The sequence below is a fragment of the Anaerostipes sp. Marseille-Q3525 genome (genome assembly GCF_018223505.1).
Classification (GTDB): Bacteria; Bacillota; Clostridia; order Lachnospirales; family Lachnospiraceae; genus Anaerostipes; species Anaerostipes amylophilus.
On the sequence record NZ_JAGTTT010000003.1, the window covers coordinates 104,231 to 119,130 of the forward strand.

Annotated in this window: 11 protein-coding genes; 1 reads left to right on the top strand and 10 read right to left on the bottom strand. The window is 37.2% G+C overall.

Annotated elements, in window-relative coordinates; genetic code table 11:
• Positions 1-23: 23 nt before the first annotated feature.
• The 5 genes from lon to KE503_RS02770 form a co-directional block, all read right to left on the bottom strand.
• Positions 24-2,330: an endopeptidase La gene (gene lon, locus KE503_RS02750; protein WP_212384421.1), complete on the bottom strand. Its 2,307-nt coding sequence runs from the start codon at positions 2,328-2,330 to the stop codon at positions 24-26.
• Positions 2,331-2,446: 116 nt separating this feature from the next.
• On the bottom strand, positions 2,447-3,748 hold the full coding sequence (gene clpX, locus KE503_RS02755) for an ATP-dependent Clp protease ATP-binding subunit ClpX (RefSeq protein WP_022375209.1): 1,302 nt from the start codon (positions 3,746-3,748) through the stop codon (positions 2,447-2,449).
• A gap of 23 nt (positions 3,749-3,771) precedes the next feature.
• Positions 3,772-4,353, bottom strand: a complete 582-nt coding sequence (gene clpP / locus KE503_RS02760; RefSeq protein WP_022375208.1) for an ATP-dependent Clp endopeptidase proteolytic subunit ClpP — start codon at positions 4,351-4,353, stop codon at positions 3,772-3,774.
• 77 nt (positions 4,354-4,430) lie between these two features.
• Complete coding sequence (tig, locus tag KE503_RS02765; RefSeq protein ID WP_022375207.1) at positions 4,431-5,711, bottom strand: trigger factor; 1,281 nt, start codon at positions 5,709-5,711, stop codon at positions 4,431-4,433.
• 98 nt (positions 5,712-5,809) lie between these two features.
• The gene (locus tag KE503_RS02770) at positions 5,810-7,816 is read right to left on the bottom strand and encodes an LTA synthase family protein (RefSeq protein WP_212384422.1); all 2,007 of its coding nucleotides are present in this window, start codon (positions 7,814-7,816) and stop codon (positions 5,810-5,812) included.
• 528 nt (positions 7,817-8,344) lie between these two features.
• On the opposite strand from KE503_RS02770, the gene glmS reads away from it, so the two are divergent.
• Positions 8,345-10,165 carry a glutamine--fructose-6-phosphate transaminase (isomerizing) gene (gene glmS, locus KE503_RS02775; protein WP_212384423.1) on the top strand — a complete coding sequence of 607 codons (1,821 nt, stop codon included), beginning with the start codon at positions 8,345-8,347 and terminating at the stop codon, positions 10,163-10,165.
• A gap of 188 nt (positions 10,166-10,353) precedes the next feature.
• Here the strand turns inward: glmS and KE503_RS02780 are convergent, their stop codons facing one another.
• The 5 genes from KE503_RS02780 to KE503_RS02800 form a co-directional block, all read right to left on the bottom strand.
• Entirely contained in the window at positions 10,354-10,701 is a 348-nt protein-coding gene (locus tag KE503_RS02780) for a hypothetical protein (protein ID WP_212384424.1), read from the bottom strand.
• 12 nt (positions 10,702-10,713) lie between these two features.
• Positions 10,714-11,652, bottom strand: coding sequence for an RHS repeat-associated core domain-containing protein (locus tag KE503_RS14410; RefSeq protein ID WP_330621852.1), 939 nt, complete (start codon positions 11,650-11,652; stop codon positions 10,714-10,716).
• A gap of 425 nt (positions 11,653-12,077) precedes the next feature.
• Complete coding sequence (locus KE503_RS02790; RefSeq protein WP_022375202.1) at positions 12,078-13,166, bottom strand: glycerol dehydrogenase; 1,089 nt, start codon at positions 13,164-13,166, stop codon at positions 12,078-12,080.
• Positions 13,167-13,664: 498 nt separating this feature from the next.
• Positions 13,665-14,351, bottom strand: a complete 687-nt coding sequence (locus tag KE503_RS02795; RefSeq protein ID WP_212384425.1) for a triose-phosphate isomerase — start codon at positions 14,349-14,351, stop codon at positions 13,665-13,667.
• Between the two features lie 13 nt (positions 14,352-14,364).
• Complete coding sequence (locus KE503_RS02800; RefSeq protein WP_055196757.1) at positions 14,365-14,886, bottom strand: YjbQ family protein; 522 nt, start codon at positions 14,884-14,886, stop codon at positions 14,365-14,367.
• Positions 14,887-14,900: the final 14 nt, after the last annotated feature.

Below are 14,900 nucleotides of genomic sequence, written 5' to 3' on the forward strand. Positions count from 1 at the left end.
CCAGTTTTTATTTTATCATGATATTAATGTACGAACGCTTCTTTGATCACTTGTGTCATTGTTTTTACATAAACGATCTCAAGTCCTTCGATTACTTCTTCTTCAAATTCCTTAACATCTTTTTCATTCATCTTTGGAACTAAAACTTTTGTGATCCCAAGTCTTTTAGCTGCAAGAAGTTTCTCTTTTAATCCACCAATCTGAAGGACATCCCCTCGGATCGTTACTTCTCCTGTCATCGCAAGATTTCCATAAACTTTGTGCCCTGTGATCGCTGAGAGTACTGCTGTTGTCATTGTAATTCCGGCAGATGGTCCGTCTTTTGGTACCGCTCCCTCTGGAATATGAATATGAATGTCATGTTTTTCAAAGAAGTCATTCTTGATCTTATATTTCTTACTTTGACTTCTGATATAACTGATCGCTGCCTGTGCAGATTCTTTCATAACATCCCCAAGAGAACCTGTGATCTGAATGCCACCCTTTCCTGGCATAACATTCACTTCAATCTTTAATGTTACTCCTCCAACTGCAGTCCATGCAAGCCCATGAACAACTCCAATCTGATCTCGTAATGTATCCTTCTCCCATTCATAGACTGGTTTTCCAAGATAATCTTTGATTGCCTTCTTTGTGATCGTAACTTTTCTGTGTTTCTTCTGGTAAATGTCTCTTGCAACCTTTCTTGAAACCTGTCCGATCCTTCTCTCTAAATTTCTGACTCCAGATTCTCTTGTATAATCAGAGATCAGAAATCTCAGTGCATCTTCTTTCCAGTGAATCTGTGTATCATCTAATCCATTGGCTTCCATCTGCTTCTTCACAAGATAATCATTTGCAATGTGATATTTCTCATTCTCTGTATAGCTTGTAACTTCAATAATCTCCATACGATCAAGCAATGGCCTTGGAATTGTAGAGAGATCATTGGCTGTCGCGATAAACAAGACATCACTTAAATTTAAAGCAACTTCAAGATAATGATCTGTAAAATTCTCATTCTGTTCTGGATCAAGGACTTCTAATAATGCAGACGCTGTATCTCCACGTTGATCTTTTCCAGTCTTATCAATCTCATCTAATAACATCAGCGGATTTCTGACTTTGACTTTCCTTAATGCATCAACGATTCTTCCAGGCATCGCCCCGACATACGTCTTTCTGTGTCCTCGAATTTCTGATTCATCACGCACACCACCTAAAGATAAACGAACATATTTCTTATTCGTTGCCCTTGCGATTGATTTTGCAATCGATGTCTTTCCTGTTCCTGGAGGTCCTACCAAGCAAAGGATCGCTGCATCTTTCTTGCCGCTCATTGCACGTGCTGCCAGATATTCAAGCACTCTCTCTTTTACCTTCTCCATGCCATAATGGTCTTCGTCTAAGATTTCCTGCGCTCTATCTAGATCTGTACTGTCCTCACTCATTTCTTCCCATGGTACAGAAAGCATTGTTTCGATATATGTTCTTAACACAGAACTTTCTGGTGTCTGATTTCCCATTGTCTGAAATCTTGAAATCTCTTTTTTGATCTTTTCTTTGACTTCATCAGATGCCCTCAGTTCTTTTAACTGATTCATAAATTCATCCGCTTCATCTTCTACATTTGTCTCACCAAGTTCTTCACGGATTACTTTCATCTGCTCTCTGAGCATATATTCTTTCTGATTCTTATCAACATTTACTTTGACTTTCTGCTGAATCTTCTGTTTCAGTTTCAAAACATCCAGTTCTTCTTCCAGCATAACGAGCATCAGTTCACAGCGCTCTTTTAAATCCATCTCTTCCAGAATCTTTTGTTTCTCCGGATAGGAAAAAGGAATATGTGTTGCCAGTTCATCTACCAGAATCTCTACATCAGACTGAAGCAGGATATAATTAATAATATTCTGGTCCAAATGCGGCCATGCCTGTGCATAACTTTCAAATGCTTCTTTGATCATTCGTAAAAATGCTTCTCTTTCGAATGCTTCAAACGGTTGCTGCTCCACATGATCATATAAAATCTCTACTTTAAATAATGGATCATATTCTACAGTTTTGCTAAGTTCTGCACGGAATAATCCCTCTGCAAACACTCTTAATGTATTCTTAGGGAGTTTTACCACCTGCTTGATCCTTGCTAACGTTCCAACACGATATAAATCATCAATTCCTGGATCTTCTACCATCGGATCAATCTGATTATTTAAAAAGATCAGCTGGTCATGCTCCATTGATTCTTCTATTGCTTTAACCGACCGGCTTCTTGACACATCAAAATGAATCACCGTATTCGGAAATATGTACTTTCCTCTGAGTGGAAGCATTGGTAAAGTCTTTTTCATCTTGTATTTCCTTTCGCTTCATAAATTTAATTCTAAAATGTATGTCCATAAGAAGAAAAACTGCTTTGACACAAGAATCTCTTGCACGAAAGCAGTTTTTATTTTGGCTAATCTATCTATGCAATCTCATGATTGCTTGTTTTAACCCGTTTCTTTGGTACTGTAGCTTTTACCTTCTGGTCTGAACATCCAATCTGTGGATCTTCTGTGCCTTCCACAACACCTTTCGTGATCAGACACTCTGTCACATCCGTCTGTGATGGAATCTCATACATTAAATCCATAATCACTTGTTCCACAATAGCTCTTAAGCCTCTGGCACCTGTCTTACGATCTAATGCTTTCTTAGCGATCGCACTTAAAGCATCATCATCAAATGTAAGTTTCACGCCATCCATCTCAAACAATCTCTGGTATTGTTTCACAAGAGCACTCTTTGGTTCTTTTAAGATTCGTACTAATGCATCCTGATCTAAAGGATTCAATGATACATTGACTGGAACACGTCCGATAAATTCAGGAATCAATCCAAATTTCACAAAATCCTCAGGTAATACCTGTTTTAATAATTCTCCCAGGTCCTTCTCTTTCTGTCCGAAAACATCTGCTCCAAATCCAATAGACTTCTTGCCAATTCTTGATTCAATGATCTTCTCTAATCCATCAAATGCACCTCCACAGATAAACAGGATATTCGATGTATCAATCTGAATAAATTCCTGATGAGGATGTTTTCTTCCTCCCTGTGGCGGTACAGATGCTACTGTACCTTCGATAATCTTTAATAATGCCTGCTGTACACCTTCTCCAGAAACATCTCTTGTAATTGATGTGTTCTCAGATTTTCTTGTAATCTTATCAATCTCATCAATATAAATGATTCCACACTGTGCACGGTCAATATCATAATCTGCTGCCTGAATGATCTTAAGAAGAATATTCTCAACATCTTCTCCAACATATCCTGCTTCTGTAAGAGCAGTCGCATCTGCGATCGCAAATGGCACATTTAACATCTTTGCTAAAGTCTGGGCTAATAATGTCTTTCCTGAACCAGTTGGTCCAAGCATTAAAATATTACTCTTCTGCAGTTCTACATCAGAGTTCCCGCCCATTAAAATTCTTTTGTAATGATTGTATACAGCAACGGAAAGTACTTTCTTTGCCTCGTCCTGACCAATGACATATTGATCTAAAAATTCTTTGATCTCTTTTGGCTTACGAAGATTGATCTCCCCATCATCCTCTGTATACTGTTCAAATTCCTCTTCAATAATCTCTGAACAAATGTCAATACATTCATCACAGATATAAACATTCTTTCCCTTTGGCCCCGCGATCAGTTTGCGGACCTGGTCCTGTGTCTTATTGCAAAAAGAACATCTTAATACTTTTTTCTCATCATTATAACCTGCCACCAGATCACCCCACTATTCTATCACTATCTTTTTTCCATAACCTTATCGATCAGGCCATATTCCAGTGCTTCCTGTGCAGTGAGCCAGTTGTCACGTTCTGTATCCTTGACGATTGTCTCGTATGGCTGTCCTGTATTCTCGCTTAAGATCGTATTTAATTTCTTCTTTGTTCTAAGAATATGCTCTGCTGCGATCTCAATCTCTGTTGCCTGTCCCTGTGCTCCACCAGATGGCTGATGAATCATGATCTCTGCATTCGGAAGTGCCAGACGCTTTCCTTTTGTTCCACCTGATAATAAGAACGCTCCCATACTGGCAGCCATTCCCATACACATCGTAGATACGTCACACTTTACATACTGCATTGTATCATAGATTGCCATTCCGGCAGTTACAGAACCGCCAGGGCTGTTAATATATAAGTTGATGTCTTTGTCTGGATCTTCAGATTCTAAGAATAATAACTGAGAAACTACAAGTCCTGCTGTGACATCATTCACTTCTTCTCCTAAGAAAATGATTCTTTCTTTCAGCAGTCTGGAGTAAATATCATAAGATCTCTCTCCTCTGCTTGTTTGTTCAATGACATAAGGTACTAAACTCATCCTTGCATCCTCCTAACGATAGTTAAGGCAGTTTATTTATGTCTGTCAAAAGGAACATAAAGTCATAAATGCCTTGCTTATTTTGCTTCGCTTACAAGGAAATCTACAGCTTTCTGTACTGCGATGTCATCCATCATCTGGTCTTTCTGAGCTCCCTGAATGATCTTTTCAAGCTGCTCTGTTTCCATCTGATACATTTTTGCCATCTTTTCCAGTTCTGCTTTGAAGTCTTCCTCGCTTGCTTTAATATCTTCTGCTTTTGCGATTGCTTCTAATACCAGGCGTGTCTCGATTCTCTTAACTGCCTGTGGTTTTAAATCATCTGCAAATTTCTGTGCGTCCATTCCAGAGAACATTAAATACTGTTCCATAGAAAGTCCCTGATAGCTTAATCTCTGAGCGAATTCATCTGTCATCTGCTGAACCTGTTCTTCGATCATAGCTTCTGGAATATCCATTGTAGCTGCTTCTACAGCTGCATCAACGATCTTGTTTTCTCTTTCAGTCTTAGCTTCTTCTTTCTTTCTTGCACGAATCTGTTCTTTGATATCTGCTTTGTAGTCTTCTAATGTTTCAAATTCAGATACTTCTGCTGCAAATTCATCATCTAATTCTGGAAGTTCTTTTTCTTTGATTGCTTTTACTGTTACTGTAAATACAGCATCTTTACCTGCAAGATCAGGTGCGTGGTATTCTTCTGGGAATGTCACATTGATATCTGCTGTTTCATTTAAATTCTTTCCTACTAACTGTTCTTCAAATCCTGGGATGAATGCTCCTGATCCGATTACTAATGTCTGATCTTCGGCTGTTCCACCTTCGAATTTTACTCCATCAACAGATCCAGAGTAATCAATTGTTAAGATATCTCCGTCTTTTACTGCACGATCTTCAATTGTGATCTCTCTTGCGTTCTGTTCCTGAACTTTCTTTAATTCTTCTTCAATCTCATCTTTTTTAACTGTAACTCTTGTTTTAGGTACTTCAATTCCTTTGTAATCACCTAATGTTACTTCTGGTTTTAATGCAAATGTAGCTGTGAAGATGAAATCTTTTCCTTTCTCAAGCTGAGTTACATCGATCTCTGGTCTTGAAACGATTTCTAAATCTGTATCTTTCATAGCCTCTGCATAAGCGTCTGGAATTAAGATGTTTGCCGCATCTTCATAGAAGATTTCAACTCCGTATTCTTTTGCGATTAACTGGAAAGGTACTTTTCCTTTACGGAATCCAGGTACATTAAACTGCCCTTTTTTCTTGTTGAAAGCCTGTTTGATAGCGTCATCTAATTTCGCTGCTTCAACTTCAATTGTTACCTTTGCCATATTATGTTCTAAGTTTTCCACTTGCAAACTCATCTGTATAGATCCTCCTAAAAATTATTATCTTTTTTGTAATTTCACAAACATTCACCTATTATAGCATAAGAATTACGCCTTATACAAGCATCTTTGCGTTATTTTTCACTTTTTTCTTGATAAACATACTCATTTGAGCTGCTTAATACTTTTGGTGTCTTACTTACAATGCTTACTTTAAATGTATCTCCATTCTTAAGATCCTTCTTCGAAACCTCCAGAAGATGTTCATTATGATACGTTGTATTGATCTTCACATCGCCAACATAAACCTGACAGAAGTTCGTAAAATTATTTCCTACAATAAAAACACTGTCCTTTGTCTCATATGCCTTAGTCACAGTAAGTGGACGGATTCCAAATTTAAGATTTGTCGCCTTGTATGGATTCTGCTGGTTCCATACATACTGTTTGCCATATAGCATATCATATTGAAGATTCTTCATATCTTTCTGATAATTCTTTGTTCCTTTTCTTGTCTGATGAAAACTATTCATGATTCCTGTATGAATATTACACTTATTAAGAACCTCTGATCCAAGATCATATGCCTCGATCGTTCCATCCTGTTTCTTTAGTCCAATATTATCCCACATAAAATAACTTGTCTGGTATTTGTTTCCATATGTCAGATCCTCATCTTCAATATCCAGACTTGGCAGATGATCACCATACATGCAAAGAATTGTTGGTTCACCACGTTTTTCTAATGCTTTAACCAGTCTTCCGACAAACTGATCCATCTGATAGACCTGGTTGACATAATACGTGTATTTATTCTTTAGAGCTTCATCTTTGATACCTTCAACTTTGATCTCTGGATTCTCAATGATCTGAGTTGTTGGATAATCTCCATGTCCCTGTACAGAAATACAATAAACATAATCCTGATTCTTTGTAGAATTCAGACTGTCCATGATATATCCTGTAAGGATTCCATCCTTCGCCCATCCATTTTCCGTCCATTTCCTGATATTCATACTTTCCTTCGTTGTAAATGTATCAAATCCAAGTTGTGAAAACACAAGATCTCTATCATAAAATGAAGCACTATTATCATGGATCGCATGGGCTTTATATCCATATTGCTTTAATACAGTTGCCATACTCTCTGTCGTAGTATCTTGAAGCACTGTCTTATAAGGATATTCTGCTGCTCCAAAATGATCCAGATTCATTCCCGTGATCAGTTCAAATTCTGAATTCGCTGTTCCCGCCCCATAAGAAGGCATAGACAATTGCCCAGAAGAATACTGTTTCATATATTTATGAAAATTCTCCAATGGATCTTTATTAAATTTCAATCCTTTTACTTGCGTTACATCAAAATGTGATTCAAGCTGTACAAAAATAATATTTGGCTTCTTTACTTTCTCTTTCTTTATCTTGGCAACACTTTTTTTCGTGCGCTCTTCAATCTGTTCAATCTTCTTCTCTGAATAGTTCGATGGCTTGTCGATTCCATTCTTCAAAGCTGTAATGCAAAAACAGTATGCTGTTCCATAATCACTGAATGCAATTCTTATATTATGAATCTCCTCTGTCAGCATACCACTCTTAAATCCATACGATGTTACTCCTGCAAATGCTGCCACGATCACTGCCACTTTCACAAATCCAATCTTACGATTTAACTGTTCTTCCATTGGAAGATACATATATGCTACAACAAGCAACACTAGTGCGATCAAAATTAATGCTCCAATCGCCCCGATCTCCAGAGGAGTAAAATAATTATTCATAACCGGGAGCACAGATTTCATCAATGTAATATCAACATAAGTAAATGGCGTATTTCGTGAACTTAGCATCATAAAATTCACAATCCCAACAACACTCCATAACAATGTCACTATAATATAGGTAAAAAGTCGTCTCTTAGTGATCAATGTCACAGAATATGTCAAAAATATAATAAAAATGCTGTAAAGGAACATCTTAGTCCGTTCATTCACAAACCCAACCGCACTTAGATCAAATGTCTGACGACCTAAAACTTCCAGTAAAAATGCCAGAACAACCGATAATACAAGATTACATATAATCGGATGTCTGTGAAGTTTTTCCACGATCACTTTCCCTGTATTCTTAAAAAAAGTTTTCATTCTTTTCTCCTTTATCTTCTTTTGCTGTCATAGTATTATACCATTCATGTTCTAAAGTATCTAGTTTTAACTTCTTAAAACTTTATTAAAATATGACTTTTTCTTCCGTAACTTATTAACATTTTATTAAATATACGATTCTTATTTGACTTCATTTTATTTCCGTGTTAGAATCACTAACGTTGAAAAGCTTTGGGTTTTGAGTATTTTCTTCAAATAAAATGAAAGGAGTTTTTAAACATATCGAAGCGCCATGCACCTTTCTGATACGGAAACAGACATACTCTTGTCTGATAGGAAGGTTAACGAGGAGGAAAGTTATCGAGATATTCGGCGGATGCTTTCCCGCAGCTCCAGACTACGTGATATACTGAGTAAAACCATGAGTGATCATGAAACAGAGGCAGTATAATCTGGACAAAACCGCATATGATGTTAGAAAAAAGAAAATTGAAGATCTATTTGGAAGTTTTTTACATATCTGTACTTCCTCTTATTTCTTTGTGCAAATTTAAGGAGATTTATATTATGTGTGGAATTATTGGATTTACTGGAAACTTACAGGCACCTGGAATCTTAGTTGATGGATTACAGCAGTTAGAATATCGTGGATATGACAGTGCCGGAATCGCAGTAAACAACGGATCTGAAACAAGAATCGTAAAAACAACTGGTAAAGTTGCTACACTTCGTGAAAAAGTAGCTGCTACTACTGACTTAGAAGGGACATGTGGAATCGGACATACACGCTGGGCAACACATGGTGGAGTTACAGAAGTCAACGCTCATCCTCATGTATCTGGAAATGTAACATTGATCCATAACGGAATCATTGAAAACTACAAAGAATTAGCTGCTTCTTTAAAAACAAAAGGATACACAGCCATTTCTGAAACAGATACTGAAGTTGCAGCAATGTTAATCGACTCTTTATATGATGGAGATCCATTTGCAGCATTAAAAGAAGCTGACAAAGTTTTAGAAGGAGCTTATGGTTTCTGCGTAATGTTTAAGGATCATCCAGGGGAAATCTACTGCATGAGAAATGCAAGTCCTCTAGTAGCATCTCATACAGAAGATGGTTCTTTCATCGCTTCTGATATGGTTGCATTATTAAAATATACAAAAGACTATTTCGTTGTACCTGAAGAACACATCGTTGTTATGAAAGGTGACAGCATTACATTATATACAATGGACGGTGAAGTTGAAGAACCTAAGATGCTTCACGTTGACTGGGATACAACAGCAGCTCAGAAAGGTGGATATGATTTCTTTATGCAGAAAGAGATCTATGATCAGCCAGAAGCTCTTCATAACACGATCATGCCTCGTATCCATAACAACCGTGCAGATTTTACAGCAGATAATATCTCTGATGATATCTTTAAAGGTGTAAATCGTGTAATCGTAACAGCTTGTGGTACTGCATGGCATGCAGGACTGATCGGAAGACATCTGATCGAAGCTATGATCCGTATTCCTGTAACTGTTGAATTAGCTTCTGAATTCCGTTATATGAATCCAATCTTAGATGAACATACTTTAGTTGTTGTTATCACACAGTCTGGAGAAACAGCAGATTCTCTTGCAGCACTTCGTCTTGCAAATGAACGTGGAGCAAAAACAATCTCTATCGTTAACGTAAAAGGATCTAGTATCGCTCGTGAAAGTGATTATGTATTATATACACATGCCGGTCCTGAGATTGCTGTTGCAAGTACAAAAGCTTTCTCTGTACAGTGTGCAGGTATGTATCTGATCGCATTAAAACTTGCTGAAGTTAACAACTTAATGACAGACGAACAGATGAAAGATTTCTGTGCGAAGTTTGAGCAGGCGATTGGAACGATCGAAGATGTATTAAAGATGGATGATTACATCAAAGGAATCGCTGAGAAAATCAAAGATACTTTCTCTGCTTTCTATCTTGGAAGAGGTTTAGATTACGGTATTGCTTGTGAAGCTTGCTTAAAGTTAAAAGAGATCTCTTATGTAAATGCTGAAGCTTACTGCGCAGGGGAATTAAAACACGGAACGATCTCTCTGATCACAGAAGGAGTTCCTGTAATTGCGATCGCTACACAGGAAAATGTATTACCTAAATTAATGGCAAACGTTGAGGAAGTAAAAGCTCGTGGAGCTCACGTTATTGTTGTAACAGATAAAGATATGACAAATTATGAAGGAATCTATGATGATTTAATTCAGGTTCCTGCTACAGATGATTTATTTGCAACATTCCCTTCTACTGTTGCATTACAGTTACTTGCTTATCATGTAACACTGTTTAGAGGATATGATGCTGACCAGCCAAGAAACCTGGCTAAGTCTGTAACTGTTGAATAGGCATTGAGCACTTAATGAATCCGAGCCGTCAGGCGACAGACGAACTTAGTTGAGTGGACGTTATAAAACATACCAAAGACTAAATCAACAGAACAAAGAAATTCATATAATAAGTAAAAAATACGATAGAATTTAAATCCCCTTTCTTTTCAAATTCTATCGTATTTTTCCATATTGATTTCCGATTACTAAATTAAATTAGATATAACTATTGTTAAAATTAGAATAATTCCAACAATCAAATATCCTTTTAACAATTCTTCTTTTTCATTTTTGTCTTTTGTTTTTATGTAAAGAAAAATCGCCTCTATTATTCCAAAAATTGTTCCTGCCACTCCCATAACTAAAGTAAGAGGAAATGTCAAACCCATATAATCTTCTATAAAATCAGCTAATCCATATAAAATACTTATAAACAAAACAACGATCACTATTTTTTTTTCAGATTTCCAATCTTTAAAAGAAATATTTCCCATTATAATATCATCCAAAATAGAGCATATAACATAAAAAATAATTATTCCAACAACTTTCATACTAATCTCCTATCATTTAATTTTTTTATAATTACTCTTAATTATTTTATATTGTCCTGATGCCTTTTTTATATTATTCAATGTACTTTTAGCATAGCTTTTAGATTTAAGAAACAATAAATGTTTTGAATGAGATATTATTTTCTTTATAACTTTTGTAAATTTTGTAAAATTATTAACTACAAAACCTATTAGCTTTCCAACTCCATACTTCAATATTGACCGTATCACTTGCTTTCCTAAGTCTCTCCGTGCTCTTAACAAATATTGATTTTCTTTATTAATAGCCCTTCTATATTGAATCAAATTTTTATTCTTTGCACTTTTAGCTATTTTAGCATTTCCATGTTTTCCATATTTTTTATGATTACTTTTATCATACCAATATGTTCCCCATAATAGCTCCCATATTCTTGTTGTATACTTATGTCCACTAGGATCCACATAATTCACCGGATTATTCGCACAATAAGCATATAAACGTCCTGTCTCTGGTTTAGCAGTCTCTCCTCGATAAGTATCCTCCGTCACAAACCGTCCATCTTCCGGATTATAATACCTTGCATTCAGATAATACAGCCCTGTACTCTGATCATAGATTCCACCCGTATAACAAACCTCATTCTCTGCTTTGTTATCGCCATTGATCGTTGTCTCTCCAAAGTCTGTATACTGGTACGTTGCATCAGCACTTCCATCTTCTTTTACAAGACTTGTGGTACTTCCCTGGATATCTTTATTATACAACAGATAGTCCGTATGGTCACCATATTTCTGTGTTGCAAGGATATTTCCATCGGTTCCGATCAGGTTCTGGGATGTCTGGCTGTTCTCTCCATCGGTTGTATAGGAAACTACTCCGTCCTGATAGTAATAGTTCGTTGTTTTGCTTCCTTCCACTTTCTGGATTCTCTGTCCGTCTCCGTTATAACGGTTCTGCTGACTTCTCACAGTTCATTGTTACTAGGCAAATGAAACCTCTGTGAGATCTCCACGCTTAAGTTGCACGCTCTTTCTCCTCATAAATCCGCCGCATTTACTCTGCTTCTACAAATGTGGTAGTTATTAGACTTTGCTGTCTTTCGCCAGCTTATCTCTCGAAGCCTAGCCTCATATGCGATTTCTGTCCGTCGGACCAAGGATTTGCCTACAGCTTCCTTCAGATTCCACCTCACGATGGACACCCTTGTTGTTCAGCTATACATTTCCCACTACCTGGGCATGTTCAGGACTTTCACCTGCGAGAGCGCGCCCATGGCGCGCAAACGAAACGTACGCCGCTAGGCGCACATTTTTAAGAACCCCTGAAAGGTTGATCAACCTTTCAGGGGTTCTTTCATATTTTCTATGTCTATTAACTAGATACTGGCAATTTTCTATTCTGTATAATATCTTCCAAGTGCATCCGCACCCATAATTGCTGCATACAGATCTTCAGGTGTTACCTCAAATGGCATATTTCCCATTGTATCTTCTGGTGCGCATGCTAATTTCGCAACTTCCATAATCTGTTCTGGTTTCACTTCTTCGATTCCTAATCCTTTTAATGTCACAGGAAGTCCGACTTCACTGCAGAAATCAATTACTTCCATGATCTCATCTTCTCCCGCATCTTCTAGTACCAGCTGAACCAATGTTCCGAATGCTACTTTCTCTCCATGATACATCTTATGTGTTTCTGGGATTGCTGTAAATCCATTATGGATCGCATGTGCTCCTGCTAATCCTCCACTTTCAAATCCGATTCCTGATAAGTAAGTATTTGCTTCAATTACATTTTCTACAGCTTTTGTACAGATTCCTTCTCTTGCTGCTGTCATTGCCTGTACTCCGTTCTCCATTAATGTATCAAAACATAACTGTGCAAGATTCATTGCTGCCAATGTACATCTTCCGCCAACACAATTACTTGCATCGGATCTTTTACATGCTCTTGCCTCAAAATAAGTTGCCAGGGCATCTCCCATACCTGAGATCAACAATCTTACTGGTGCTTTTGAAACGATATCTGTATCTACCATAACCATATCCGGGCTTGATGGCAAGAACAAATATTTCTCAAATACACCTTCATCTGTATAGATCACAGATAATGCACTGCATGGTGCGTCTGTGGATGCAATGGTTGGTACAATAATGACTGGTTTCTTTGTATAGTATGCAACAGCTTTTGATGTGTCATGAATCTTTCCTCCACCGATTCCGATGATCACATCGCTTCCTGTTTCTTCTACGATCTTTATGATACGGTTGATCTCTGTCATACAACATTCTCCATTAAATACATCGTATGTCAGATTACTGTCTTTGTTCCCTTCGTTGATCGCTGGTTCTACTCGTTTTCTTCCGGATGCACTTGTTAAAATGAATAGATTCTTTCCGAACTTATCTGCATAAGAACATAGGTTTTTCATTTCCCCTTTTCCTTGGATGTAACGTGTTGGGCTTCCGATGATTGCTGCCATGATTTTGCTCCTTTCTTGGTTAATTTGATTTGGTGTTTGTTATTATTATAACATTATTTTAGTGGAATTGCTCAAAATTTTAATTGTAGTGTTGGCCAACTGAAGTCTTTCCGTATATGGAAAAAATAAATAAGCAACCGAAAGCACAGCGGTAAAATTTTGCTCATATACCTGAAGGTTATAGTGTAGGAAACTACAAGATTGGAAAATTTGAGTTGGTGTGTATGTTGGATGGTATTAGATATAATTAAGATTTAAATATATGTCAAACTTCTCGTCAAATCGGTGATTGTAAGTTCCTTTGATCTTCCGTTAACGGATACAAAAATTATCATCCAATACTGTTTAACATGCACACTCCGTAGTGGTTTGAATAGTCTTCCGTTGTATGAGATAGAAAGAAGATCAGAATTATACAAAAAACAAGAAGGAATCCAAGATCCCTTCTTATTTTTCATATGGATTAAGAAAACAAGTGAACAAACTATTTGTTAACTTTTATTTTTCATTTTTTGCCTTAACGATTGCTTCTGCCATTTCTCTGACTCTCTGTGCAGGGGATGGTGCGTTTAAGATTCCGGAGGTTGCACCTGTTCCGTCTGCTCCTAATTTTACTACATTGTAGCAGTCTTCAGCTGTGCTTACGCCGGATGCGATCATTACTAATACATTTGGATTGATCGCATTTAACGCTTTGACTGTTTCAATTGTGTAAGAATCATCTGCCACCTGGCCTGTTCCGATCAAGTCTGTTGGCTCTGCCAGTACGATGTCTGGGTCCATGCAGGCAACTGCTTTGGCTTCTACGATTGAGTCTGCACATACAACTGTGATCATGTCAAGTTCTTTTGCTCGTTTGATCGTTGCGTACAGATCACTGACTGTTTTAGGATTCTCTGCATGATTTAAAAATAATGCTTCAGCTCCAGCTTCTTTTAAAGATTCTGGTAATACGTGTCCCATTCCTCTTCCTGGAACTAATGGGTCCATGGACTGTGCACATACGATGATATCAGTTGTATTTTCTTTGATCATACGGATATCCGCATATGGACATGTGAAATATATCTGAAGTCCTGTATCTTTGGCAACCTGATCAGCTGCTTTTGCTAATTCAAGACTTTCTTTTCCGTATAAATATGACTTAGGATTGACAATTAAAAATGGTGACTGGGCTTTTGCCATGATGCTTTCCTCCTTATTCTCCAAGAACTACAATCTTACATTTTCTTGTACGTGGACGTGTACGGTCAAAATCTGCAAAATATACATATCCTGTTGTACCTACCCCAAGTTTTCCGTTATCTACTTCGAATGTTTCACTGGAACCTAATAATGTTGATTTTAAATGTGCATCTCCATTAAATAATGCTGTTCTGTCTCCTCCTGGAAGATAATCTTCAGCATTTGGCCAGCTTTCTACTGCTTTGTAGTGTTCTTCTCCTGGATATACATACTGATCTTTGGATACATGGTCTGGAATGATCTTTGCAAGAACATTATTTAAATCTTCCTGTAAAAATTCATCTCCATCTTCATTATAGTCATGACAGAATTCTTCGAAGAATACGGAACATGTTGTATGAGGAGAAATCACGGCACAGATACCGTTCTTGATCCCGCTTTCTTCAATGACTCTTCTTACGTCCTTTGTAATATCAATATATGTTGGGGTTTTCCCATGAGATTTTACCTCAATTGTTTCTTTATATACTGCCATTTTTATCCTCTTTT

Coding starts and splice junctions, on each gene's coding strand:
- clpP (WP_022375208.1), bottom strand. CDS start 4,353: ATGAGTTTAGTACCTTATGTCATTGAACAAACAAGCAGAGGAGAGAGA.
- lon (WP_212384421.1), bottom strand. CDS start 2,330: ATGAAAAAGACTTTACCAATGCTTCCACTCAGAGGAAAGTACATATTT.
- KE503_RS02790 (WP_022375202.1), bottom strand. CDS start 13,166: ATGGCAGCAATCATCGGAAGCCCAACACGTTACATCCAAGGAAAAGGG.
- tig (WP_022375207.1), bottom strand. CDS start 5,711: ATGAGTTTGCAAGTGGAAAACTTAGAACATAATATGGCAAAGGTAACA.
- KE503_RS02795 (WP_212384425.1), bottom strand. CDS start 14,351: ATGGCAAAAGCCCAGTCACCATTTTTAATTGTCAATCCTAAGTCATAT.
- KE503_RS02780 (WP_212384424.1), bottom strand. CDS start 10,701: ATGAAAGTTGTTGGAATAATTATTTTTTATGTTATATGCTCTATTTTG.
- glmS (WP_212384423.1), top strand. CDS start 8,345: ATGTGTGGAATTATTGGATTTACTGGAAACTTACAGGCACCTGGAATC.
- KE503_RS02800 (WP_055196757.1), bottom strand. CDS start 14,886: ATGGCAGTATATAAAGAAACAATTGAGGTAAAATCTCATGGGAAAACC.
- KE503_RS02770 (WP_212384422.1), bottom strand. CDS start 7,816: ATGAAAACTTTTTTTAAGAATACAGGGAAAGTGATCGTGGAAAAACTT.